At 74.6% G+C, this 24054-nt stretch carries 26 protein-coding genes and 1 riboswitch; of the genes, 17 read left to right on the forward strand and 9 right to left on the reverse strand.

Translation table 11 applies throughout. The features are described from left to right. The first annotated feature begins 121 nt into the window (after positions 1–121). The 9 genes from FGG90_RS09865 (at position 122) to FGG90_RS09905 (ending at position 9892) form a co-directional block, all read left to right on the forward strand. Complete coding sequence (locus tag FGG90_RS09865; protein ID WP_094127516.1) at positions 122–736, forward strand: DUF6668 family protein; 615 nt, start codon at positions 122–124, stop codon at positions 734–736. A gap of 28 nt (positions 737–764) precedes the next feature. Beyond that, positions 765–1088, forward strand: coding sequence for a hypothetical protein (locus FGG90_RS09870; protein ID WP_094127513.1), 324 nt, complete (start codon positions 765–767; stop codon positions 1086–1088). A 50-nt stretch (positions 1089–1138) separates the two neighbouring features. Further along, positions 1139–1900, forward strand: a complete 762-nt coding sequence (locus FGG90_RS09875) for a hypothetical protein (protein WP_094127510.1) — start codon at positions 1139–1141, stop codon at positions 1898–1900. Positions 1901–1906: 6 nt separating this feature from the next. Next, positions 1907–3484 carry a type IV secretion system protein gene (locus tag FGG90_RS09880; protein WP_237583299.1) on the forward strand — a complete coding sequence of 526 codons (1578 nt, stop codon included), beginning with the start codon at positions 1907–1909 and terminating at the stop codon, positions 3482–3484. Positions 3485–3496: 12 nt separating this feature from the next. Continuing rightward, the gene (locus tag FGG90_RS09885) at positions 3497–5005 is read left to right on the forward strand and encodes an SCO6880 family protein (RefSeq protein ID WP_094127507.1); all 1509 of its coding nucleotides are present in this window, start codon (positions 3497–3499) and stop codon (positions 5003–5005) included. Between the two features lie 105 nt (positions 5006–5110). Beyond that, entirely contained in the window at positions 5111–6820 is a 1710-nt protein-coding gene (locus FGG90_RS09890; RefSeq protein ID WP_237583300.1) for a type IV secretory system conjugative DNA transfer family protein, read from the forward strand. Beyond that, positions 6817–8631 carry a type IV secretory system conjugative DNA transfer family protein gene (locus tag FGG90_RS09895; RefSeq protein ID WP_094127504.1) on the forward strand — a complete coding sequence of 605 codons (1815 nt, stop codon included), beginning with the start codon at positions 6817–6819 and terminating at the stop codon, positions 8629–8631. The genes FGG90_RS09890 and FGG90_RS09895 overlap by 4 nt, the downstream gene beginning before the upstream one ends. Continuing rightward, complete coding sequence (locus tag FGG90_RS09900) at positions 8628–9035, forward strand: DUF4913 domain-containing protein (protein ID WP_094127501.1); 408 nt, start codon at positions 8628–8630, stop codon at positions 9033–9035. The genes FGG90_RS09895 and FGG90_RS09900 overlap by 4 nt, the downstream gene beginning before the upstream one ends. Continuing rightward, positions 9032–9892 (forward strand): hypothetical protein, encoded by an 861-nt coding sequence (locus tag FGG90_RS09905; RefSeq protein WP_094131401.1) that lies wholly within the window; start codon positions 9032–9034, stop codon positions 9890–9892. The genes FGG90_RS09900 and FGG90_RS09905 overlap by 4 nt, the downstream gene beginning before the upstream one ends. 43 nt (positions 9893–9935) lie before the next feature. Here FGG90_RS09905 and FGG90_RS09910 read toward each other — a convergent pair whose 3' ends face one another. The 4 genes from FGG90_RS09910 to FGG90_RS09925 form a co-directional block, all read right to left on the reverse strand. Then, a complete protein-coding gene (locus FGG90_RS09910; RefSeq protein WP_094127498.1) occupies positions 9936–11189 on the reverse strand; it encodes a PP2C family protein-serine/threonine phosphatase in 1254 nt (417 codons plus the stop codon). Positions 11190–11337: 148 nt separating this feature from the next. Continuing rightward, positions 11338–12663, reverse strand: a complete 1326-nt coding sequence (locus FGG90_RS09915; RefSeq protein ID WP_094131399.1) for a PP2C family protein-serine/threonine phosphatase — start codon at positions 12661–12663, stop codon at positions 11338–11340. After that, a complete protein-coding gene (locus FGG90_RS09920; RefSeq protein WP_094127495.1) occupies positions 12660–13103 on the reverse strand; it encodes an ATP-binding protein in 444 nt (147 codons plus the stop codon). Before FGG90_RS09920 ends, FGG90_RS09915 begins: the two co-directional genes overlap by 4 nt. Then, positions 13096–13434, reverse strand: coding sequence for an STAS domain-containing protein (locus tag FGG90_RS09925; RefSeq protein WP_094127492.1), 339 nt, complete (start codon positions 13432–13434; stop codon positions 13096–13098). The genes FGG90_RS09920 and FGG90_RS09925 overlap by 8 nt, the downstream gene beginning before the upstream one ends. A 271-nt stretch (positions 13435–13705) precedes the next feature. On the opposite strand from FGG90_RS09925, the gene FGG90_RS09930 reads away from it, so the two are divergent. Then, on the forward strand, positions 13706–14065 hold the full coding sequence (locus tag FGG90_RS09930; protein ID WP_094127489.1) for a hypothetical protein: 360 nt from the start codon (positions 13706–13708) through the stop codon (positions 14063–14065). A 41-nt stretch (positions 14066–14106) separates the two neighbouring features. Here the strand turns inward: FGG90_RS09930 and FGG90_RS09935 are convergent, their stop codons facing one another. Next, positions 14107–14733, reverse strand: a complete 627-nt coding sequence (locus tag FGG90_RS09935) for a histidine phosphatase family protein (RefSeq protein WP_094127486.1) — start codon at positions 14731–14733, stop codon at positions 14107–14109. 89 nt (positions 14734–14822) lie between these two features. Here FGG90_RS09935 and FGG90_RS09940 point away from each other — a divergent pair, with 89 nt between their 5' ends. The 4 genes from FGG90_RS09940 to FGG90_RS09955 all read left to right on the forward strand — a co-directional run bounded on the left by FGG90_RS09940 (position 14823) and on the right by FGG90_RS09955 (position 17369). Further along, positions 14823–15221, forward strand: a complete 399-nt coding sequence (locus FGG90_RS09940) for a hypothetical protein (RefSeq protein ID WP_094131397.1) — start codon at positions 14823–14825, stop codon at positions 15219–15221. A gap of 2 nt (positions 15222–15223) precedes the next feature. Then, complete coding sequence (locus FGG90_RS09945) at positions 15224–16027, forward strand: nitroreductase family protein (protein ID WP_094127483.1); 804 nt, start codon at positions 15224–15226, stop codon at positions 16025–16027. Positions 16028–16104: 77 nt separating this feature from the next. After that, positions 16105–16728, forward strand: a complete 624-nt coding sequence (locus FGG90_RS09950; protein WP_094127481.1) for a hypothetical protein — start codon at positions 16105–16107, stop codon at positions 16726–16728. Beyond that, entirely contained in the window at positions 16725–17369 is a 645-nt protein-coding gene (locus tag FGG90_RS09955) for a hypothetical protein (RefSeq protein ID WP_094127478.1), read from the forward strand. The genes FGG90_RS09950 and FGG90_RS09955 overlap by 4 nt, the downstream gene beginning before the upstream one ends. A 50-nt stretch (positions 17370–17419) precedes the next feature. On the opposite strand, the gene FGG90_RS09960 is transcribed toward FGG90_RS09955, so the two are convergent. Next, entirely contained in the window at positions 17420–17842 is a 423-nt protein-coding gene (locus FGG90_RS09960; protein WP_094127475.1) for a GNAT family N-acetyltransferase, read from the reverse strand. Between the two features lie 112 nt (positions 17843–17954). Here FGG90_RS09960 and FGG90_RS09965 point away from each other — a divergent pair, with 112 nt between their 5' ends. From FGG90_RS09965 to FGG90_RS09975, 3 genes are all read left to right on the forward strand, one after another. Further along, entirely contained in the window at positions 17955–19082 is a 1128-nt protein-coding gene (locus FGG90_RS09965) for an ice-binding family protein (protein ID WP_094127472.1), read from the forward strand. A 159-nt stretch (positions 19083–19241) separates the two neighbouring features. After that, the gene (locus FGG90_RS09970; RefSeq protein WP_094127468.1) at positions 19242–20213 is read left to right on the forward strand and encodes a carbohydrate ABC transporter permease; all 972 of its coding nucleotides are present in this window, start codon (positions 19242–19244) and stop codon (positions 20211–20213) included. Next, on the forward strand, positions 20213–21199 hold the full coding sequence (locus tag FGG90_RS09975; protein ID WP_094127466.1) for a carbohydrate ABC transporter permease: 987 nt from the start codon (positions 20213–20215) through the stop codon (positions 21197–21199). Before FGG90_RS09970 ends, FGG90_RS09975 begins: the two co-directional genes overlap by 1 nt. A 24-nt stretch (positions 21200–21223) precedes the next feature. On the opposite strand, the gene FGG90_RS09980 is transcribed toward FGG90_RS09975, so the two are convergent. From FGG90_RS09980 to FGG90_RS09990, 3 genes are all read right to left on the reverse strand, one after another. Then, entirely contained in the window at positions 21224–21547 is a 324-nt protein-coding gene (locus tag FGG90_RS09980; RefSeq protein ID WP_094127464.1) for a DMT family transporter, read from the reverse strand. Between the two features lie 11 nt (positions 21548–21558). Next, positions 21559–21623: riboswitch (guanidine-III (ykkC-III) riboswitch) on the reverse strand. Between the two features lie 44 nt (positions 21624–21667). After that, positions 21668–23026: an ABC transporter substrate-binding protein gene (locus tag FGG90_RS09985; protein ID WP_094127462.1), complete on the reverse strand. Its 1359-nt coding sequence runs from the start codon at positions 23024–23026 to the stop codon at positions 21668–21670. 92 nt (positions 23027–23118) lie between these two features. Beyond that, a complete protein-coding gene (locus FGG90_RS09990; RefSeq protein ID WP_237583302.1) occupies positions 23119–24027 on the reverse strand; it encodes an alpha/beta hydrolase in 909 nt (302 codons plus the stop codon). Positions 24028–24054: the final 27 nt, after the last annotated feature.

A 24054-nucleotide genomic window follows, 5' to 3' on the forward strand; every position in this document is an offset into this window, starting at 1 on the left:
AGCACTTGCGCCCGCGCAAGCACTTTGACAGCATCACCCCTGCACCGTCCTGTCGACATCCCCCACCCGGTGGATCACGCGTGAGGCGAGCACGAGACCCGGCGGGTGGGATGGGCGAGGCATGAGCGACAGCGGCAATCCGTGGGTCATCGGCGCGCCCGCCGCGACCGAGCCCGCCCCCGCCGCCGAGGCCCCGCCGCTCACGCGACGCGAGCGCCTCCGCGGTCCCCGCGCCCCGCAGCCCGCCACCGTCGCCGCCCCCGCGACCTCCGACCGGCTGCCCGTGCGAGCCCAGGCCGCGCCCGCCGCGCTGTGGTGGGTCGGCGCCCACGGCGGCGCCGGGGAGACGACGCTCGCGCGCCTCGCCGCCGGATCCCGCGCCGCCGGCCACGCCTGGCCCGCCCCTGCCGCCGGATCCCCCGCCTCCCGCGTGGTCGTGGTCGCCCGCACCGACCACTCCGGCCTCCTCGCGGCGCAGCGCGTCGCCCGCGAGTGGGCATCGGGCCAGGTCGCCGGCCTCGTCGAGCTGGTCGGCCTCGTGCTCGTGGCGGATGCGCCCGGCCGCCGCCCCAAGGAGCTCCGCCAGCTCGAGCAGCTCGTCGCCGGCGGCTACCCGCGCTCGTGGACCCTGCCGTGGATCGACGCGTGGCGCCTCGGCCCCGCGGATCCCGCCGACATGGGCCGCGAGCACCAGCGGCTCCTCGCCGACCTGCAGCTCACCGCCTCCCCCCGCTAGCCCCCCCCTTCCACGAGAGGTCCCCCGCATGTCCCCCACGCTCCTCGCGCTCGACGCCGTCCACCAGGCGTCCGCGCACCTCCACCACGCCATGGACGCCGTCGCCATTGACGTGCCCAACGGCGACGCCCAGGCCCCCGCCGACTGGACCGAGAAGTTCGGCCGCATCATCGGCATCGCCAAGTGGGTGCTCCTCCCCCTCGCGGTGCTCTCGCTCATCGCCACCGGCGCGATGCTCTTCCGCAACAACCGGCACGAGGGCGGCGAGATCCAGGAGCGCCTCATCAAGATCGGCTTCGGCCTCTTCCTCGGGCTGGGCGCCGCGTCGCTCGTGAGCTTCGTCATCGCGTAGCGACCTCCCGCTTCCCCGCCCGCACCGCCCGCTCCCCCGAGAGGATCCTCATGAGCACCCCCGCCACGCCCTTCCACAAGCGCCCGCTCTGGATCGCCATCGCGGCCTTCCTCGCCCTCGTCCTCGTGGGCGGCGGCATCGCGGCGGCGACGGGCGCGTTCTCGGGCGGCGGGACGCCCGTGGCGGCGCCGACGAGCGACACCACGTCAGCTTCGGAGGCTGCCCCTTCGCCGAGCGCGTCGACGCTCCCCGATGGCGCCGCCTCGGTGTGCGGCCTTCCGGGGTACGAGGAGACGAGCTCGCTCGACACCGCCCCTACGGCACGGTGGGAGATCATCGGGACGATGGCCGCCCCTCGGGACACGACCGCGACCGGACCGGGGAAGACCGAAGACGACGGTAGATTCACGACCTGCTTCGCGCACACGGCGGCCGGTGCCCTCTTCGCGAGCATCAACTTCACGGCCGTGAGCACGGACGCCCGCAACTTCCCGCGCCTGTACGAGCTGCTCGCGGACGGGGCCGCGAAGGACCAGGCGAAGGCCGCAGGTCCGACCGCCAAGTCACAGGGCACTGCAAGCGGTTCTCGTGCGCAGGTGTCCGGGTTCAAGATCGACCGGTATTCAGGGGACGAGGCCACGGTCGACCTCGCGCTCTCCTACTCGGGCAATGATCCTCAGCTGATCAGCATGCCGGTGGTCGTCCGATGGGAGCAGGGCGATTGGAAGGTCGTCTTCGCGCAGGACGGTCCACCCATCAAGCCGTCCGCGCTGACGAGCCTCGGGGGCTACATCCCGTTCTCGGGGGTCTGATCGCGGATGGCAGCGAACTGCGGAGCGATATCCGACTGGGTGTTCAACGGTGGTGAGTGCACCAAGCAGTCGGTGTCCGACGTGGTCGTGAGCGCGGCCGGAGACACTCTCCGACAGCTCGTGCACGATGCGGTCGAGGCATACGGCCGCGTCATCGCCTCGCTCGGCACGATGTGGGTGCACGTGCCGAGCCCGCAGTTCTCGAAAGGCGACTCCTCGACCGTCGGCTACACGCCGAACTCGACCGTCACGAGCGACTTCGACACGCTGCTCGGGTACATCGCGTGGATCGGGCTCATCGTGGCCGTCCTCTCGATCATCGGATTCGCGATGCTCTACATGCGCGCCCGGTCGGAGGACACCGGGATGGACAGCCTGGGCCGGCTCGGCGTCGTGCTCGCGGGTGTCTTCCTGATCACCAGCGCCTCCTCGCTCGTCGCGTGGGTCATCCCGAACTCCGCTCCGGACGGGTCGAGCTCGACCGTGGGGTTCCTGCAGAACTCGACCTGGTACATCGTGCTCGCCATGGCGGTGGGATCCGTCGTGCTCGCCGGGATCCGCCTCGCGTGGACGCAGCGCACGCAGCCGATCGGCGAGCTGGTCCGCTCGCTGGTCACGCTCGTGATGGTCTCGACCATCGGGCTCACGGTGATCCAGCTCGCGGTCCAGATCGGCGACGTCTTCTCGGTCGGCGTGCTCAACGCCGCCACGAACTGCGACGTCAGCGTCGTCGAGGGCAACTGCTTCGGCCGCAACATCGGGGCGCTCATCTTCCTCACGGACCAGTCGCCGCTCGGCGCCATCGGGATCCTCATCCTCGCGCTCATCGCCGTCCTGATCACGTACGTGCAGATCGCGATGATGGTGGTCCGCTCCGCGATGCTCGTGCTGCTCGCGGGGATCCTGCCGCTCACCGCCAGCTTCACGAACACGCCCACCGGGAACCAGTGGTTCCGCAAGTCGCTCGGGTGGCTCACCGCGTTCATCCTCTACAAGCCCGCAGCCGCCCTCGTCTACGCCGCCGCGTTCCGGCTCATCGGCACCGACCTGTTCGCCAAGGACGACCAGGGGCCATGGTCGATCCTCACCGGCATGGCGCTCATGCTCATCGCGCTCGTCGCGCTGCCCGCGCTGATGCGGTTCATCGCGCCGATGGTCGCGCCGGCCGGCGGGGTGTCGGGCGCTGCGGTCGCGGGCGCCGTGATGGGCGGGGCCGGCGAGGCCGCCTCCGGGGCGATCAAGCAGGCCGGATCCATGGCGAGCCGCTCGAACAGCGGAGGTGGAGGAGGCGGCGGCGGCGCTGGCGGCGGACCCTCCGGTGCCGCCAACGCGAGCGCCGGCGCACGCAGCGGCACCGCCGCCAAGGGCGCGGCCGCCGGGGCCAAGGCCGGCGCCGGCGCGAGCGGCGCGGCGGCGGGCGGAGCGGCCGGCGGAGCTGCTGCCGCGGGCGCCGCGGTCGCCGGACCCGTCGGGCTCGCCGCGCTCGGCGTCGCGAAGCTCGCCGAGGGCGCCAAGAAGGCCGCGCACGCCACCAAGGGCGCCGTCGAGGACGCCGCGGGAGAGGGCCCCTCGGGGGCCAGGTAGGGACACGGATCCATGAGCGCCATCGAGGGCCGCGCCACCGCGCGCACGTACGGCAACTGGCGGAAGCCGCGCACCCGCGGCGTCGGCGGGCTCGGCATGTTCCCGACGATGTTCGGGTTCGCCGGGGCCGTGATGGTCATCATCGTCGCCACCAACAAGGGACTCGTCGCCGGGGTGATCACGGCGGCGGTGTTCGCCGGCGTGCTCGCCGCGGTCGCGGTCAAGGACAAGCACGGGGAGTCGGGGATGATCCGGATCATGAACCGCGCGGGCTGGCTGTTCGCCCGCAACCGCGGCGCGCACCTCTACCGCTCGGGGCCGCTGGGCTTCGCGGAGTGGGGCACGGCGCAGCTGCCGGGCCTCGCCGCGGGATCCCGCCTCACCGAGTGGAAGGACTCCTACGGGCGGCCGTTCGCGCTCATCGAGGTGCCGTCGACGAACGACTTCACCGTCGTGCTGGGGGCGGAGCCCGACGGATCCGCGCTCGTGGACCAGGAGCAGGTCGACATCTGGGTGGCCGAGTGGGGCTCCTGGCTCGAGGCGCTCGCCGACGAGCCCGGCCTCGTCGCCGCGTCCGTCACGCTCGAGACCGCGCCGGACACCGGCACGCGGCTCGCCTCCGAGGTGCTCGGCCGCATCGACGACCGCGGATCCGAGTTCTCCAAGAGCGTGCTGCGGAAGATCGTGGCCACCTACCCGGCGGGCGCCGCGACCATCAAGGCGTACGTCGCCATCACCTTCGCGGGCGCCGCGCGCTCCGGCGCCGCCCGCCGCAGCCCCGAGGAGATGGGCCGCGAGCTCGCCTACCGGCTGCCCGGCCTCACCTCCGGCCTCTCCTCCACGGGCGCGGGAGCCGCCCGGCCGCTCACGGCGCAGGACCTGTGCGAGGTGGTGCGGATCGCCTACGACCCCGCCGCCGCGATCCTCATCGACCAGGCCAACTCCGCCGGCCAGGCCACCGAGCTGTACTGGCCGGAGGTCGGGCCGACCGCGCACCAGGCCGCGTGGGACTCCTACCGGCACGACTCGGCGCTCTCCGTGTCGTGGATGATGTCGCAGGCGCCGCGCGGGAACGTGGGCGAGTCGATCCTGTCCCGCCTGCTCGCGCCGCACCGGCACATCGCCCGCAAGCGCGTCACGATGCTCTACCGCCCCATCGACCCGGCGCGCGCCGCCGCCATCGTCGAGGCCGACAAGCGCGACGCCGAGTTCCTCGTCGGCTCGACGAAGAACCCCACCGGCCGGTCGCGCAAGGACGTGATCGCGGCCTTCGCCAACGAGTCGGAGGAGTCGGGCGGCGCGGGGCTCGTCAACTTCGGGATGGTCGTGACGGCCACGGTGCAGGATCCGGCCACCATCGAGGACGCGCGCGCCGCCGTCGACAGCCTCTCCGCGCAGGCCCGCATCCGCCTGCGCCTGGTGCACGGCTCGCAGGACTCCGCGTTCGCCGCGGGCCTGCCGCTCGGCCTGGTGCTGCCGCGGCACCTGGCCATCCCGCACGACATCCGGGACCAGCTGTGATCCGCCGCCCGCGCGGGCCGCGGCGCACCGCATCCGGCGGCGGCGCCGCGGCAGCAGCCCGCCCGGCCGCGTCCCCGGTCGCCGCCCGCCACGAGAGGAGTCGCCGTGCCCGCGCTTGACCAGGGATCCCGCAAGGTCGCCACCCGCCGCACCCGGAAGCTCGCCGCCGAGGCGGCCCGCGCGGCGTCCGAGGCCGAGGCCCGTCCCGAGGCGCCGCGGCCGACCCGGGCGGAGCGCCGCGCCCTCCGCACCGCCGCCCGCTCGCACCGCCGCCCGTCCCCGCGCGGCTGGCTCGGCCGCGCCCGCGGCGAGACCGTGCTCGTGCAGCCCGCCCCGGAATGGCGCGGCACGACCGTGCAGGTGTGCGGCCTGTGGCCGTACGCCGTGGGATCCAGCAGCCCCATCAGCGGCGTGCCGCTCGGCCTGCACCTCGACACGGGCGCGACCGTGTGCGCCGACCCGATCTCGTGGTTCCAGTCCGGGATCATCTCGAACCCGTCGATCTTCGCCCTCGGCCTGCCCGGCCTCGGCAAGTCCACCCTCATCCGCCGCATGTGCGTGGGCGGCGACGGCATGGGCTACCTGCCGCTCGTGCTCGGCGACCTCAAGCCCGACTACGTCGACATGGTGCACGCGCTCGACGGCCAGGTCATCACGCTCGGGCGCGGCCGCGGGCACCTCAACGTGCTGGATCCGGGCGGCGCGATCGAGGCGGCCGAGCAGCTGCGGGCCGCCGGCTTCGAGCAGGAGCGCCAGCGCCTCATCGCCGACGCGCACGGGCGCCGCAACACGATGGTCTCGGCGCTGCTGACGATCCTCCGGAAGCAGGCGCCCGACGACGTGGAGGAGTCGATCATCGACGCCGCCCTCCGCGTGCTCGACGCGGAGTTCCCGGGCGTGCCCGTGCTCGCCGACCTGCTGCGCGTGATCCAGGACGCCCACCCCGCCGTGCGCGACGTGGCCGTCGACCGCGGCGACCTCGAGCGCTACCAGGAGATCACCCGCGGGCTCGAGGCGAGCCTCATCAGCCTCACGCGGGGCGGCCGGCTCGGCGAGATCTTCGCGCAGCAGACCGACGTGGCCATGCGGCACGACCGGCCGGTGGTCTACGACGTGTCGTCCATCGACGAGTCGGACACCGACCTCCAGGCCGCCGTGCTCCTCGCGTGCTGGTCGCAGGGCTTCGGCACGGTGAACGTCGCGACCGCCCTCGCCGACGCGGGCCTCCAGCCCCGCCGGCACTACCTCATCGTGATGGACGAGCTGTGGCGCGCGCTCCGCGTGGGCAAGGGCATCGTCGACCGCATCGACTCGCTCACGCGCCTCAACCGGCAGCGGGGCGTGGGCCTCGCGATGATCACTCACACGATGTCCGACCTCCTCGCGCTCGCCGACGAGCAGGACCGGATGAAGGCGCGCGGCTTCGTCGAGCGCGCCGGCATGGTCGTCGCGGGCGGGCTGCCGCGCGCGGAGATGTCGATGCTCACGCAGGCGGTGGCGCTGTCGCGCTCCGAGCAGGACCTGGTGATGTCGTGGCAGAACCCGCCCGGCTGGTCGCCCGACCAGGAGCCGCCGGGACGCGGGCGGTTCCTCATCAAGGTCGGCGGGCACCCGGGGATCCCGGTGCACGTGGAGCTCACGGAGGAGGAGCGGCACATCAACGACACGAACAAGGCCTGGCACGCGACCGAGTCGTTCCCGGAGCCGGACGAGACCTCGGGCCGGCCGCCCGAGCAGGCCGGGCCGGTCGATCCCCCGGCCGCCGCCGCCGGCTTCGCGCCGGACCTCGAGCCCGCCGAGGTCGGGGCCGCATGAGCTCCGAGCGCACCAACCGCCGCGCCGAGCCCGGGCGCGCGAACCCGGGCACCGTCATCGCGACGTGGGCGATCGGCATCGCCGCGGGGATCCTCGCCTCCGCGTGGGCGGGGCTCGCGGCCGCGCACGCGCTCACGGGAGAGGGGGCGGCGCTGCCCGCGGATCCGCTCGCCGTCGCCATCGCGCTCAAGAAGGGCGAGGTCGCCTGGACCCCGCTCGCCGTCGTCGTCGCCGCGGTCGTCGCGGCTGCGCTCACGGCGCTCACGGTCGTCGTCGCCCGCTCTCTGCGCCGCCTCGGCCGGGGCCGGACGCGCGTCGACCGCAGCGCCCGCTACCTCGCCTCCACCTCCGACCTCGACGAGCTGCGCGAGCGCGCGTCCCTCGCCAAGGCCGCGCGGCTGGGCGTCCCCGGGCGCCCGGGCCTGCCGCTCGGCCGCGACCTGCGCTCCGGCGGCATGCTCTACGCGTCGTGGGAGGACGTGTCGGTCTGCATCGCCGGGCCGCGCGTCGGCAAGACCACCTCGCTCGTGGTGCCCGCGATCCTCGCGGCGCCCGGCGCGCTCATCACCACGTCGAACAAGCCCGACGTCGTGCACGCCACCCGCGACCTCCGCGCCCGCGCCGGCACCGCGTGGGTCTTCGACCCGCAGCAGGTCGTGGGCGAGGAGCCGACCTGGTGGTGGGATCCGCTGTCCTCCGTCGTCGACGACACCTCGGCCGCCAAGCTCGCCGGCCACTTCGCCTCCGGATCCCGGGAGCCCGACGACCGCGGTGACGCGTTCTTCGACGCGGCCGGCAAGGACCTGCTCGCGGGCCTGCTCCTCGCCGCCGCGCTCGACCGCCGCCCCATCACCGACGTGCTCCGCTGGCTCACGGACCCGGACGAGCGCGAGATGGTGGCCGTGCTCCGCCGCGGCGGCTACCCGCTCATCGCCGACGACGTCGAGAGCGCCTCGCGCACCTCGCCCCGGCAGCGCGACGGCGTGTACGCGACCGCCCGCAAGATGGCGTCGTGCGTGCGCAGCAGCCGCGTGAGCCGGTGGGTCACGCCCGCGGGCGGCGACGCGGCGGCGGACCCCCGGCCCCGGCTCGACCCCGACGCCTTCGTCCGCGGATCCGACACGCTCTACTCCCTCTCGGTGGAGGGCGAGGGCACGGCCGCGCCCCTGGTCACGGCGCTGACGGTCGCGATCGTCGAGGCCGCCGAGCGCCTCGCCCGCACGCAGCCGGGCGGGCGCCTGGCCACGCCGCTCGTGTGCGTGCTCGACGAGGCCGCGAACGTGTGCCGGTGGAAGGACCTGCCCGACCTCTACTCGCACCTCGGCTCCCGCGGGATCCCCGTGCTGTCGGTCTTCCAGTCGTACGCGCAGGGCGTCGACGTCTTCGGCCGCGAGGGCATGCGCAAGCTGTTCAGCGCCGCGAACGAGGTCGTGTACCTCGGCGGCGTGAAGGAGGCCGAGTGGCTGCGGGAGCTGTCGGAGCTCATCGGCGACTACGACCACGAGACGGTCTCGAGCTCCACCACCCGCGGCGTCCGGTCCACGAGCGTGCAGAACGACCGGCGGCGGATCCTCGACACCTCCGAGCTCGCGGAGCTGCCCCGCGGCCGCGGCGTGCTCCTCGCGTCCGGCGTGCGGGCCTCCATGATCGCGACCGTGCCGTGGATGGACGGGCCCGAGGCCGGCGTCATCCGGGCGTCGCTCGCCGCGGCGGATGCGCGGGCGGCGGCGTCCGCACCCGCCGGGCCCGCGGCCGGGTCCGCTGCCGGGCCCGCGGCCGGGTCCGCCGCGCCGACCGGGGCCGCGTCGTGACCGACGCGTTCGGCTGGGGCGCCGATCCCGTGGAGCAGGCGGGGACGGTGCACGCCGACGTCGACGCGTTCGTCCGCGGCGTCCTCGCGCCGACCTACCGCCGCGAGGTGAGCCCGCGCGGCGAGAACCGCTGGGATCCGGAGTGGTGGCGCCACCCGGAGGCCGTCGCCCGGCTCGAGGCGCTCTGGCTCGCCTGGGAGGCGCTCCGCCTCGAGGGCGCGACGGGCATGAGCGTGTGGTGGCGGGATCACGCCGACCACCACCTCGCCGTCCTGATGTCGCCCGTCGGCCCGTTCGCGCGCACGTCCGCCACGACGGAGGCGGGTGAGCCGCTGCCGTGCGTGCCGATGCCGGGCGGCGCACCGGATCCCGCCGCCGCGCCCCGCGACGGGAGCCGGCCGTGAAGCGCGAGGTGCCCGGCTGGTTCCGGCTGCTGCTCTGCTGGCCGGCGCTGCTCATGCTCGGGATGGGCCTGCTCGCGCTCCTGACCGCGGTGGCCGACCCGGCGGTGCTCACGCGCCCCGAGACGCTCATCCCCGGGCTCGTGCTCCTCCTCCTCTGCGTCGCCGCGGTGCGCACCCTGGTGCGTGGCGCGCGCGTGCTCGCCGGCATGATGCGCGGGGTCCGCCACGAGATCGCCCGCCCCGCCCGCGAGGCCGCGGCCGCGCAGGACCTCGCCGCCCGGAGCGCGGCGGGCTGGGCCGAGGCGTGCCGGCTGCGCGCGGCGATCCTGCGCGGCGAGGCGCCGCCCGCGATCACCGTGTGGGACGTCGTCCTCGAGCCCGGCGAGGTGCTCCTCTACGACGTGCAGGCCGACTACGAGCGCTACTACGGCCGCGACGTCACGTACACGCGCTCGAGCGGCCTCTTCGTCGGGAGCCCCGCGTTCGTGCTCGGCGGCATGGCGGCCACGATGATCGGCAACGCCTCGCGCCGGAACGCCGCCGAGGCGGAGGCCGCCGAGCAGTGGCGCGAACTGCAGCCCGTGCGGCTCGTGATCTCCGACCGCCGCCTCCTCTGCCAGGTCGGCGGACGGTGGCTCGCGTTCTGGTACGCCGGGATGACGGCGGTCTACCCCGAGGTGCGCGAGTGGGCGCTCGTCTGCCAGTTCCCGGACGCCGAGCCGCTGCGCCTCCGCGGCGTCGACGCGCCGATCGCGGCCGTGATCACGGTGCTCGGCACGCAAGGCATCGCCGCGGTGCGGGACCACCCGAGCCTGCAGGCGCTGGCGCCGGTCGAGCGGCGGGATCCGCTCGCCTGACGCTCCCGCGCCCGCGCCCGCGCCCGCGCAGGCGGCGGCGCGCTCAGCCCGCGGCCGCGTTCCGCACGCAGATCGCGGTGACGTCGTCGCCCACGCGCGTGGCCGCCGCAGCGTCCGCGATGCGGCGCACCGTCTCCGCGGCGTCGGCGGCGTCGCGCACGAGCTCCACGAGCGGCGCGACCGAGTCGAGCGTGCCGTCGAAGAGGTCGAGCGCGCCGTCGGTGAACGCGAGGAGGCGGTCGCCCGGGCGGAGCTCGCCCGCGGCCGTCGTCCAGGTGGCGTCCGGCACCACGCCGAGCGGCAAGCCGAGCGCCGGCAGCGTCTCGTGCGAGCCGTCCGCGCGGAGCACCAGGGTCAGGCCGTGGCCGCCGTCGGCGTACGCGAACCGGCCGGTGGATCCGTCGACCCGGCAGTGCAGGAACGTCGCGAACGTCTCGGTCGCGTCGAGGTCGGTCTGCAGCTGGGACTGCACGCCGCGCACCGTGCGCCCGACGTCGGGCCCGCGGTGCGCCTGGAAGCCGGAGCGGACGGCCGAGGCGAGGATCGCGGCACCCGCGCCCTTGCCCATCACGTCGGCGAGGGTCACGTGCAGCCCGTCGGCGTCCTCGCCCCAGGAGTAGAAGTCGCCCCCGACGCCGCGCGACGGGATGCTGATGCCGGCCAGGTCGTAGTCGGGCCAGAGCGGCCGGTCGACGGGCAGGAGCCGGCGCTGGATCTCGCCGGCCGCCTCCTCGTCCGCGCTGTCGCGGAGCTCGCGCTCGACCCACGCGCCCATCTCGTCGAGCAGCTTCTCCTGCGCGGCGTCGAGGTCGCGCGGCTCGGTGTCGACGAGGCAGAGCGTGCCCACGGTCTGGCCGCCGGCGCGCAGCGGCCGCCCGGCGTAGAAGCGGATATGGCGCGGCCCGGTGACGGTCGTGCGCTCCGCGAAGCGGGCGTCCTGCGTGGCGTCCGGCACGACGAGGAGGTCGGGCGAGCGGATGGTCACGTCGCAGAACGACTGCGTGCGGTCCGACAGCAGCGAGACGCCGTGCGGCTGCGGCGACTTCGTGAACTGGTCGGTGTCGGCCAGGAGGTTGATCTCGGCCACGGGCACGTCGAACATCTCGCGCGCGATGCGGGTCACGCGGTCGAAGCGCTCCTCCGCGGCGGATCCGACGAGCCGCAGGTCGTGCACGGCCCGCAGCCGCGCCAGCTCGGCGTCGCCGCTCAGCGCGTCCGGCATCGCCGTCGACCGGGCGACCGACCGGGCGGCCGGCTCCGCGCCGCCCGAGCGCGCGACGGATTCCTGGATGGCCATGTCGTCCCCCTGCGTGTCGCGGCGCCGGCCGCACCGGACGGGAAACCCGACCGGCGCACGATCCCCCCGGATCCGGGCGCCTGGGGCGAGTGTACGTGCGGGTCCTGGGCGTCGACCGCGCCCGGGCGCCCCGTCTCCGGGGGGGGTCTCACGCCTCCCGGCGGAGCACCAGCACGGTCACGTCGTCCGGGTTCGACTGGCCCGCGGCGAGCGCCGTGATCCGCTCCACGAGCTCCTCCGCGGACGTCGACTCGCGCGCCATGTCGGCCACCCGGTCGACCGCGGCGAGGGTGCCGTCGTAGAGGTCGAGCACGCCGTCGCTGAAGGTGACGATGAGGTCGCCCGGGTCGAGCCGCAGCGCGTGCGACGTCCAGCCCGAGGCGCCCGGCACGCCCACCGGCAGGTCGGCCGACTCGAGGCGCTCGTACGATCCGTCGGCGCGGACCAGGGCGGAGAGCCCGTGGCCCGCGTCGGCGTAGAGCACGGTGTGGTCCTCGGCGCGCACGCGGGCGTGGAAGACGGTCGCGAACGTCGAGGTCTCGCCGAGCTCGGCGGTGAAGCAGTCGGCGGTGCGCACGATGGCGTCGACCGGATCCGGCACGTTCTTCGCGCTGCGGACGACGGCGCGCGCGGTGGCCGCGATGATCCCCGCGCCCATGCCCTTGCCCATCACGTCGCCGAGCGTGAACGCCAGCCCCTCCCGCACGGGGTACCAGTCGAAGAAGTCCCCGCCCACGGCCTTCGACGGCAGGCACGCACCCGCGACCTGGTATCCCGGCAGCGGCACGAGCGACTTGGGCAGGAGGGCCTGCTGCACGACGGAGGCGCGCTTCATCTCCTCCTGGCTCGCGCGCTCGCGGGCGCGCGACGCCTCGAGGCTCAGCCGCGTGAGCCGCGACAGCTCGTTGACCACGAAGGCGGCGAGCGCGAACGCCACGGCGCTGTAGAACCCGCGCCAGAGCTCGTTCGCGTTCTGCTCGCCGAGCTCGAGGAGGAGCGGGAGGCCGAAGGTCACGTAGACGCCCACGAACGCGACGAGCACGTTCCAGCGGCCGGGGTTCAGGCCGAACCAGACCACGGGGAGGATCACGAGGGTCCCGTAGATGGAGGCGTTCTCGCCTGTCGCGATGCGCAGCACGCCGATGGCGACCATGTCGAGCGCGGGCACGAGGTTCGTGAGGCGCGCGCGTTCGCGGCGCAGCGCGACGGCGGCGGCCAGCAGGGTCGCGAGCGCGACGAGCACCACGGAGATCAGGAGGGCGCGCGGCGAGGTGAACGTGAGGGTCGGCACGACGAGGGTCATCAGCACCGCGAGCGCGAACAGCGCCACCATCGGGAGCTGCTTCACGAGCGCGGTCGGGCCGGCCGGGCCGATCGCCCGCGGACCCGTCTGCGGCACCCAGGCGATGCGCTCGACCCAGGCGGGCGCCGGCCGCGAGGAGAAGACCCGCGGCAGCTTGAAGGGGGTGCTCACGCCGGCGACCCGGCGGCGCCGTCGGCCTCGGGCTCGGCGCGCGTGCGCCGGACGCTCCACACGTTCTCGGCGCCGACGCGCTCGTAGGAGAGGTCGTCGCAGAGCAGCTGGACCATCGCGAGGCCGCGGCCGGACTCGGCGTCCTCGCCGGGCATCTCGCGGGGGGTGAGGCGGAAGTCGCCGGGCTCGGATCCGTCGCGCAGCCGCGCGCTCATCGTGCCGGCGTCGACGGTGACGCTCACCTCGCAGGTGACGCCCTGGCCGTGGTCGGCGTGCTCGATCACGTTGGAGGCGAGCTCGATGAGGGCCGTCTCGAACGCCATGCGGTCGAGGGCGCCGATGTCGGGGCGCTCGTCCCAGAGGCGGGCGATGAAGCCGTGCACGGCGTCGACGTCCTCGCCGGGCGAGCGGAGGGTCAGCGACCGCGTGGTCTCAGTCACGGTAGGCCGCTTCGGCGGTGGGCGACGAGACCAGCACGCGGTCGAGGTTGGACAGCTGCAGCACCATCGCGACCTGGGGGCCGGGGGCGGAGAGGCGGAGGTCGCCGCCGGCGTCGCGCGCGGACTTGAGGCCCGCGATGAGCGCGCCCAGCCCGGACGAGTCGATGAAGTCGACCTCGGCGAGGTCCACCACGATCCGCGAGGCCCCGTCGGCGATCGCGTCGTGGACGGCCTCCCGGAGCTCCGGGGCCGAGGCCATGTTGAGCATGCCCGTCGCGGCGACGACGGTGACGTCGTCCTCCCGGCGTGCGGTGGCGGTCGTGAACGCCATGGATCCCCCTCGCTTCGGACGCTGCGCCGTCGACCGCATCCCCCCGGATCCGGCGACGGACCGTGCCCGGTCCGCGCAGTCCCCTGCGCTGATCCCCGGCACCCGCCCGGCCACATCATCCCACAATCGAGGAAATACGATGAGGGGACGAAGGGCTCCCGTTCCTGTCCGCGGAGCGCATCCGGCTGGCGACGGCAGGACGCGCGCGGCAGGATCGCGACGGGATCCCCACCCGCCGAGCACGGCCATCCGGCCGCCCGAGGAGACGACCGTGTCGACCGCACCCGAGCACGTCCCGACCGAGCGCCGCATCACGCGGCAGGCGATCGAGACCTCCATCGCGATGGCGTGGAACGCCGAGGGCGAGATGCGCGGCCTGCCGCCGCTCGCCTGGCAGCTCGGCGGCCCGTGGGAGGGCATCCACTTCGCGGGCGACGCCGACGCGTACGCGCCGGAGCTGCGGCGCGAGATCGTCGAGTCGTGGATCGCGGGCCTCGGCCTCGCGGACGCCATCGACCTCACCGACGGCCCGCTCGCGCGCTGCGGCGACGACATGGTGTGGACGGGCGCGCTCGACGACGTCGTGTTCCAGCTCCGCTATCCGGCCACCGACGCGGATCCCGCGGCCTGAGCCGCCGGAGGCGCCGGAGCCGCGCTGCCGGAGCGCCGCCCCTAGCTCCCGGCGGCCCCGCTCTCGCGCCACCCGGATCCGTCGCGCTCCAGCTCGATCAGCTGCCCGTTCGCCCACACCAGCGACCGGGTGAGCGCGGGCGAGCGCCCGAGCGCGGAGAGGTAGAGCACGCGGAGCAGGTAGCCGTGGGCGACCACGAGCGTGGTGCGCGGATCCGCCGCCACGTCGTCGAGGATCGCGCGCGCCCGCACGGCCGCGGCCGCCCACGTCTCGCCGCCGCCGGGCGCCGCGGGCTCGCCGTCCTCGCCCGTGAGCCAGGCCGCGAAGGCCGCGCCGTGGACGGGACCGCGCAGCTCGTCGCGCGTGATCCCCTCGAAGCCGCCGAAGTCAAGCTCCACCAGCTCGGGCCGCGGCTCGGGCACGACGCCCGGCGCGACGCCCTGCTCCTGGAGGATCCGCGCGGTGCTGCGGGCGCGCGACAGCGTGCTCACGAGGATCCGCTCCACGCCCTCCCCGCGCAGCCGCGCCGCGAGGGGCGCGAGCTGCTCGGCCGCGTCGTGGTCGACGTCGATGTCCGTGCGCGAGTCGTACCGGTACTCCCGGTTCCAGGACGTGGGCGCGTGCCGGGTGAGGAGCAGGCGCGCGGGCTGCGCCGGGGGTGTCTGCATGGGTCCATCCAACCGGGATCTCACCCCCGGCTGTGCGCTCCGGCCGCGGCCCGGCCGTCCTCGGCGACGCCGGACTAGCGTCGCAGGGGATGACCAGGAGCCGAGCCCGCACCGCCTCGCCCGCGGTCCGCGCCGCGTTCACCGCGGCGAGCGCCGCCTACCTCGTGAGCTGCGCCGTCGGGATCGCGGCGGCCACCCGGATCCTGCCGCCGCGCCCCGAGCTCCGCCTCCACCACCGCGCGTACCTCCTCACGAGCGCGCTCACCGCCCTCGCGCTGTCGACGCCGCTGTGGCCGGGATCCGCCGCGCCCCGCGCCGCCGCCCGCGGACGCCGCCCGGCCACCGTCCACCCCGCCCGCGCGCTCGCCCCCGCCCTGATCACGCTCGTCGCGCTCCCCCTCGCGGGCACGCGCACGCGCCGCCACCCCGCCGTCGCCCTGACCGCCGCTCCCTGGTACGCCTGGGGCACCCTCACCGCCTGGAGATGAACGTGGAGTTCCTCGACGTCCTGCGCGCCCGGAAGACCACCAACGGCGCCTTCCTGCCCGACCCCGTGAGCGAGGAGCACCAGCGGCTCCTCATGGAGGTCGCCGGCCGCGCGCCCTCGCAGCTCAACAGCCAGCCGTGGCGCTTCGTGCTCGTCGAGGAGCGCGCGACGATCGAGCGGATCGCCGACATCAGCGGCGAGAGCATGACCGAGACGATGTCGAACGGCACCTTCTTCGAGCGCTACAAGCACCACTTCCGCTTCTCGCAGGAGGAGATGGACCGGCGGCGCGACGGCATGCTCTTCGACCGGCTCCCGGCACCGCTGCGCCCCTTCACGAAGCAGGCGTTCACGCCGCGCGGGCAGGGCCTCATGAACGCGCTCCGGGTGCCGCAGACCCTCGGCCGCGAGAACCGCCGGCTGGTCGCGGGCAGCCCGCTGCTGATCGGCGTGATGCTCGACCGCGCCGAGGACCGCCCCGAGTCCCTCGCGTCCTTCTACTCGACGTTCTCGATGGGCGCCGCGATGGAGAACGTCTGGCTGACCACGGCGGCGATCGGCATGGGCATCCAGTTCATCTCGTTCCCGATGGAGATCCGCGCGCAGTGGTCCCGGGTCGAGGAGCTGCTGCGCGTGCCGCCGGAGCTGCGGCTCATGGCCGTCTACCGGCTCGGCTACCTGCCGCCCGAGGCGCGCCGCCCCGCGATCGACTGGTCGAGCCGCGAGCGCAAGCGCCCCTCCCAGTACGTGTTCCGCGGCACGTGCGACACCCCGCAGGAGGGCTGGGACGAGCCCGCCGCGGGCTGAGCGCGCGCCTCGTTCTGGGGGCGCGACGGGGCCCGCGACCGGCCTCCGCCGTGCGCCCGCCGCCCTAGGGTCGAGGGGTGGCGGACGACGGGTGGGTGCGGATCCCGCCGCCGACCACCCGCCAGCGACTGCTGCTCGCGGCGGGCGTCGCCTCCGGCCTGACGCTCTTCGGCGGCAGCGCGCTGCTCCACGGCGCGCCCGACCTCGCCGCCCGCTGGCTCGGCGACTCCGCGTTCGTGCGGATCCTCGCGATCGTCACGGCCTTCGCCCTCGTCTTCGCGGTCTGCTACGTCATCGTCGGCGTCCGCACGCAGCCGCCCGCCGTGCACGTCGAGCGGCGGATGTTCCGCATCGGGAAGGACGAGGTCCCGTTCTCCGACCTCACGGGCGCGAAGCCCGAGTCCGGCGACGACCGGAAGCCGTCGCTGCGCGTGCTGCGCCTGCTCACCCGCGGCGGCGACAGCTGCAGCATCGTCGTCGCCACCCAGAAGGGCATGGCGCTGACGCCCGAGCAGAGCGCGGCGCTCGTCGAGGCGGTGCGCGGATCCGCCATCGCGCCCCCGTACACGTCCGACGACCCCACCGGCCGGTTCTCGCACGTCAACTTCCCGATGGACCTCGACATCCCGCGCACCCTCGCCTACATCGAGTCGCCGCCGCCCGCCCCGACGCCCCGCCGCCGGCGCGGAGCCGCCGCGTGAGCGCGGGCGACGACGGCTGGGTGGTGATCCCGGCGCCCACCTCGCGGCAGCGGATCGCGGTCGGGCTGTTCTGGATGGCCCTGGCCGGCGGCGTCTTCCTCAACCTCTGGCTCGGCCTCGGGCGCCTCCTGGAGGAGGCCGTCGGCGGCGGCTGGCTCACCGTCGTCGGCACGATCCTCGCGATCGAGGCGGTGGTGATCGGGTCCATCTACGCGCTCATGGTCCGGCGCACGCCCGCCCTCGAGATCGACGTCGCCCGCGGCCTGCTGCGCCTCCGCGGCGAGGAGCTGCCGCTCGCCGACCTCACCGGCGCGCGCGTCGAGGCGCTGCAGTCGTCGCCGATGTCGTGGCCCCGGCAGAAGGGCGCGCCGCCGCTGCCCGAGAGCGTCGTGCTCGCGCTCAGCACGCGGCAGGGGAAGAGGTGCCGGATCGTGCTGCTGGTCGGCGAGCGCCGGATCCAGTCGGCCGAGGCCACCGCCGCCCTCGTCGCCGCCGTGCGCGCCTCCGCCATCACGCCGCCGACGACGCCCGACGACCCGGACGGCCGCTTCACCCGCGTCAACTTCCCGGACGCGCTCGACGTCGACGACGCCGTGGAGCTGATCGAGGCCCCCGAGCGCCGCCGCCACGCCGGCTTCTGACGCCCGATCGCGGGACCCCGCGACCGGCCCGCCGGCTCAGGCCCGCCGTCTCAGGGCCGCCGCGCGAACGCCGCGAGCCCCTGCTCCCCGTGCGGCACGTACCCGAGCGAGCGGTAGAAGGGGTGCGAGCGCTCGGCGTCCTCGGTGCCGCCCGCGTCCGTGGTGAGCACGAGGAGCGCGCAGTCCCGGTACCGCTCGCGCACGTGCTCGAGCAGGGCGCGGCCCACGCCGCCGCGCTGCCGGTCGGGCCGCACGAGGAGGTCCTGCACGTAGCAGATCGACACCCCGTCGCTCACGGTGCGGACGAGGCCGACGAGCGCGCCGTCGTCGTCGCGCGCGGTGGCGACGAGGTCGGATCCGGCGAGCGCCCGCTCGAGCCGCTCCGGGTCGCGGGCGTAGACGGTCCAGCCGACGGATCCGTAGAGGTCGAGCAGCTCGTCGCGGGCCGGGGTCTCGTCGGCGAGGAGGGTCACCCCCACACCGTAACCGCCTGTGGACGACGCGCCCGCGGGCCGCGGCTCCCTCGATACGGTCGCGGTTCCGTCCGCCATACCCGGACGGCCCCACCCCGGACGAGAGAGCCCCATGCCCCAGTCGCGCCATGCCCGCACGCCCTCGTCCTCGTCCCGGAGGCGCTGCGGATCCGTCGCGCTGACCGCGGCCGTCGTCGCCGCCACCGCCGCCGGCGGTCTCGGGGCCGCGCTCCTCGCCCCCGCGAGCGCGTTCGCCGCCACGGCCACCGTCGGCCTCGGCACCGCCGCCTCCTACTCGGTACTCGCGGGCCAGGGCGTCACCAACACCGGCCTCACCACGCTCGCGGCGGACCTCGGCACCAGCCCGAACGCGGCCGTCACGGGCTTCCCGCCCGGCGTCGTCGGCGGCGCCACGCACGCGGCCGACGCCGCGGCCGGCCAGGCCCAGTCCGACCTCACCGCCGCGTACGTCGACGCCGCCGGCCGCCCCTCCACCGCGGCCGTCCCCGCCGACCTGGTCGGGGCCACGCTCACGCCCGGCGTCTACACGGCCGGCGGCCCGCTCGGCCTCACGGGCACGGTCACGCTCGACGCGCAGGGCGACCCCGCCGCGGTCTTCGTCATCCAGGCCCCCTCCACGCTCACCACCGGCTCGAGCAGCCGGGTGTCGCTCGTCAACGGCGCCCAGGCCTGCAACGTGTTCTGGCAGGTGTCGAGCTCGGCCAGCCTCGGCACGAACTCGGGCTTCGCCGGGTCGATCCTCGCGCTCACCTCCATCTCCGTCGGCACCGGCGCCACGGTCGACGGCCGCGCGCTCGCCCGCAACGGCGCCGTCACCCTCGACGACGACGCGTTCGTCGCCTCCACCTGCGGCAGCACCACCTCGCCCATCGGCTCGGGCACCACGCCCGTGGTCACGCCCACCCCGGCGCCCTCGGCCTCGCCGGCCCCGACGCCGACGCCCGGCGGCGGCACGGGCGGCGGCACCGGCGGAGGTGGCGGCACCGGCGGCGGCACGGGCGGCACGACCGGCGGATCCACGCCCACCCCGTCCCCCACGCCCACCTCCGGCGTCCCGTCGTCCACCCCTCCCGGCGACGTGCCGCCCCCGAGCGGCCACCTCCCCCGCACGGGCGGCGACGGCGCGCGCCTCATCCTCGAGCTGGGGCTCGGCGCCGCGGCCGTCGCGGCCGGCATCGTCGCGGTGCTCGCCGTGCGCGCCCGCCGCCGCCGGGGCTAGCCGCACCGCAGCGGCACCACCGCACCACCCGACGCCCGTCCCCGCCTCGCGCGGGGGCGGGCGTCCGTCATGCGCACGGCCGGGACGCCGAGGAGGAGCCGGGCTAGGGTCGGCAGCAGGAGCGACGACGCCCCGATCCACCAGTCGACGAGGACCACCATGACGACGACGAGCCGCCCGCCGATGAGCGCCCCCGCCTCCGCCTCCGCCGACCGGCCACCGCGTCCCCGCCGCTCCCGCATGGCCCGCCGCGAGGCCGTGGCCGGCTACCTCTTCATCAGCCCGTGGATCGTCGGGTTCCTCGTGTTCACGCTGGGCGCGATGGTCTACAGCCTCGTGGTGTCGTTCAGCGACTACAACCTCGCCACCGACGTGGCCACCCCGGTCGGCACCGAGAACTACGAGCGGCTGTTCTCGGATCCGCGCGTGGCCCTGAGCCTCGGCAACACGCTCTTCTACACGATCCTCGCGGTGCCGTTCGAGGTCTGCCTCGCGCTCCTGCTCGCGATCCTGCTGGCCCGCCTCGGCCGCGGCGCCGGCCTCTTCCGCACCCTCTACTACCTGCCGAAGATGACCCCGACGGTCGCCACCGCGAGCGTCTTCCTGCTGCTGCTCAACGGCAACACGGGCGCGGTCAACAAGGGGCTCGAGGCGATCGGGATCGACGGCCCGCAGTGGCTCATCGACCCCGCCTGGGTGAAGCCGTCCATCGTCCTGATGACGCTGTGGGGCGTGAGCGGCACCATGGTGATCTTCCTCGCGGCCCTCAAGGACGTGCCGCGCGAGCTCTACGAGGTCTCGTCGCTCGACGGCGCCGGCCCCGTGCGGCAGTTCTTCGCCATCACCGTGCCGATGATCTCCGGCGCCATCTTCTTCAACGTCGTCGTGCTCACCATCGCGGCGCTGCAGGTCTTCGACCAGGCCTACCTGCTGTTCTGGCGCGACCAGACGAACGCCTCCCCCGACTCGTCGCTCTTCTACGGCGTGTACCTGTTCCAGCAGGCGTTCCGCTCGTTCGACTTCGGGTTCGCGGCCGCGATGGCCTGGCTGCTGTTCGTGATCGTGCTGGTCATCACGCTCGTGCAGGTGAAGCTGAGCCGACGGTTCGTCTACTACGAGGGGGACCGCTGATGGCCGTCACCGACCGCACGCCGGCCACGCCCGCGACCCCGCCTGCCGGCGCGACCGGCGACCCGCGCCTCGCCGCCGCCCTCACTCCGCTGCCCCGCCGGGATCCGGTGCCCGCGCGCCGCGACCCCGACCGCGGCCGCCGCGTGCGCTCCCGCATCGGCCGCGCCCTCATCGCCGCGGTGCTCGTGGGCTTCGCGCTCCTGTTCCTCTACCCGTTCGCGTGGCTGCTCGCCGCGAGCCTCAAGCCGCGCGGCGAGGTCTTCGACAACTCGCTCTGGCCGCGCACCTTCACGCCGCAGAACTACGTCGAGGTGTGGGAGCAGCTGCCGCTCCTCGGCTGGATGGGCAACAGCCTGGCGATCGCGCTGCTCTCGGCGGCGCTCGTGTCCATCTCGAGCGCGCTCGTGGCGTTCGGCTTCGCGTACTTCCGGTTCCCGGGCCGGAGGATCCTGTTCGGCCTGGTGCTCGCGACGATGATGCTGCCGGGCGCGGTGACGATGGTGCCGCAGTTCCTCATCTGGAAGAACCTGGGGCTCATCGGCACGTGGGTGCCGCTGTTCGGCATGAACCTGTTCGGCTCGGCCTTCTACATCTTCCTGCAGCGCCAGTTCTTCCTCGGGCTGCCGCGAGAGCTGTTCGAGGCGGCCCGGCTCGACGGCGCCAGCTACTTCGGGATGTTCCGGCGGATCGCGCTGCCGCTGTCGATCCCGTCGTTCGTCATCATCTTCATCTTCGAGTTCCAGGCCAGCTGGAACAACCTGCAGGCGTCGCTCATCTACCTCAACGCCGGCAGCGTCGAGGGCTTCACGGTGCCGCTCGGCCTCTCCTACGCGATGACCGCGTTCAGCCCCACCAACGGCGGGCAGGGCGACTACCAGCTCGTGATGGTCGCGGCGCTCCTCGTGACCCTGCCGATGCTCGTGCTGTTCGCGTTCGGCCAGCGCTACTTCGTGGAGGGCATCGCGACGCAGGGGCGGAAGGGCTGATCCGTCCGGCCCGCGCCGCGCGGGTCAGTGCCCGGTGTCGACCAGCTTGAGGCCGACCACGCAGCCGACGAGGCCGAGCAGCAGCAGCACCTTCACGACGCTCGCGGGCTCCTCGCCCGTGACGATCGCGTAGGTCACGGTGAGCGCCGCGCCGATGCCGACCCACACGGCGTACGCGGTGCCCGTGCTGATCTCGCGCATCGCGTAGGCGAGCCCGGCCATGCTCGCGACGACGGTCACGGCGAAGACGACGGTCGGCACGACCTTCGTGAACCCGGCCGACCTCCCGAGGGCGGTGGCCCACACGGCCTCGAGCACCCCGGACACGATGAGGACGATCCACGACATGACGGCTCCTTGTCGGCCAGTCTTGTCGCGTTCCGGGTACTGATCCCTCGTCCGGGGGCGCGGGAGGGCGCCCGGATCCGACGTTACCCGGGCGCCCTGGTCACGGCGTGTGCAGATGGATCAGCGGGCTGCCTGCTCGTAGGCCCGCATCGCCGCGGTCTGCGCGTCGCCGAGCGCCTGCTCGGGCGTCTTGTCGCCGAGGAGCGTCGAGGCCACCGCGTTCTGGAGCTCGCCCTGGATCTGCTGCCCCGCCGGCGACCCGCCGATCGACCGGCCCTCCGCCACCACGTCGTAGAACGTCGCGATGGCCTGGTCGATCCCGTCGTCGCCGCTCGGGACGACGTGGGCGTCGCGGATCGCCTGGTCGGCGGCCGGGGATCCCGTGAACAGGCCCGTGTAGATGCCGCCGTTCTCGGCGACCGTGTCGGCGCGCACGTCGCCCGCGGCCTCCCACGCCTCCTGGCTGGTGAGGTCGAGCATCCACGCGCACGCGGCGTCCTTGTTCGCGGCGCCCGCGGGGATCACGAACGCGGATCCGCCGGCCACCGCGAAGGGCTCGCCGTCGCGGTCGCGGAAGGGCACGGCCGAGATGTCGATGGCGTCGCGGTAGGGCGCGACCACGTTGAGGTACCACTGGGCGTCGACCTGCGCGCCCACCTGGTCCTTCACGAACTGGTTGCCGTCGCCGAAGGTGTCGAACGCGTCGGTGAAGCTCTTGCCCTTCGCGTAGCCGCCCTGCGCGTCGGACAGCCGCTGGAGGAACTCGAGGCCGGGGAGGTTGGACGCGTCGTCGAGCGTGGGCTTCCCCTCGTCGTCGACGAGCTGGCCGCCGAAGCCGAGCATCCACAGCGCGGCCTGGCTGGTGGGCACGGCGTCGAGGCCGAGCACCGCGGGGTCGCCGCCGGACTCCCGGTAGACCTTCCCGACGGCCTCGAGCAGCTGGTCGGGCTTCGACGTGTCGAACTGGTCGGCCGTCACGCCGGCTGCGGAGAGCACGCGCTCGTTGAGCAGGATCGCCGGCGGCTGGAAGAACTGCGGCACGGCCCAGATCGCGTCGTCGTAGCGGATGTCGTTCGTGACGGACTCGTAGAAGCGCTCCTCGGGATCCACGCCGTTCACGGAGTAGCACTCGTCCAGCGGGAGGATCAGGTCCTGGGCCGCGTAGGTCGCCACGAACTGGCGGTCCATCTGCACGACGTCGGGCGTCTGGCCGCTCGCGACGCGGGTCGTGAACTTCTGCGCGTCGAACGCGGTGGAGTCGAGGTCGATGGTCACGTCGGAGAGCGCGTCGGCCGCGTGCTGCATGCGGGCCTTCCCCACGTCGTCCGCGCCGTCGAAGGCCCAGGCCTTCAGGGTGCCGGAGGCCTCCTTAGTGAAGGAGGCGTCGGCCGCGCCGGTGCCGCCGGATCCGCATCCCGCGAGCAGCGTCGCCGTGGCCGCCGCCGCGATCACCGCGAGCGTCCTGTGTGTCCTGGTCATGGGGATCCCTCCGCGCACCGGGCCTCGTCGCCCGCTCCTCGAACGTACGCCGCTTCCCGCCCGGCGATCCGGGCCGCGAGCGCAGGCGCGCGTCAGGCGCGGAGCAGCTCCACCATCGCGTCGCGCGCGCGGGCGCCCTCCGGGATCGGCATGAGCGCGTACACGTGCAGGAGGTTCGGCTCCACGTGGATCCGCACCGGGTGCCCGACCGCGGCCGCCTTCCGCTCGAGGGCGCGCGCGTCGGCGAAGAGGATGTCGTGCGTGCCCGTGAACACCGTGATGCGGCCGACGCCGGCGAGCGACCCGTGCAGCGGGCTGACCCGCGGGTCCTCCACCGGCAGCTCCCCGCGCCACGACTCCACGGCGGCGCGCAGGCCGTCGACCGCGAGCCACGGGTCGGTGGGCTGGATGCGGGCGATGAGCGGATCCGTGAACGACAGGTCGAGCGCGGGCGAGAGCAGGACGACGTCGCGCGGCGCGTGCACGCCCCGGTCGCGCAGCGCCAGGGCCGCGGACAGGGCGATCTGGCCGCCCGCCGAGTCGCCCATGAGCGTCACGCGGTCGGCACCCGCCTCGGCGACGAGCGCCTCGGCGAGGTCGGCCGTGCGCTCGACGACCTCCGCGGCCGTGCCCGAGGGGACGAGCGGGTAGATCGGCACGGTGAACGTCGTGCCGGTGCGGCGCGCGAGGCCGGCGACCAGCCACCAGTGGAACGGGGAGATCTCGTGGGTCCAGCCGCCGCCGTGCGCGTAGAGGGCGAGGCGGCGATCCCCGGCGGCGCGGGCGGGCGCGACCTCGTAGACGTGCCATCCGCGCTCCACCCGCGCGGTGACGCGCACCCCGCGGAGGAGCGGCGGCGGGGCGAAGCCGCCGGGCCGCAGCACGCGGCGGCCGGCCCGGCGCATCGTGCGGTCGGGCGACGCGAACTCGCCCTGCCCGCCGACCATCGCGATGACCGGCGGCGCGAGCCGCGACAGCAGGCTGCGGGGCGTGCGCGTCACGGCCGGGACCGGGTCGTCGGGGTGGTC

This window comes from Clavibacter michiganensis subsp. tessellarius, from assembly GCF_021922985.1.
In the GTDB taxonomy this organism is placed as follows: Bacteria; Actinomycetota; Actinomycetes; order Actinomycetales; family Microbacteriaceae; genus Clavibacter; species Clavibacter tessellarius.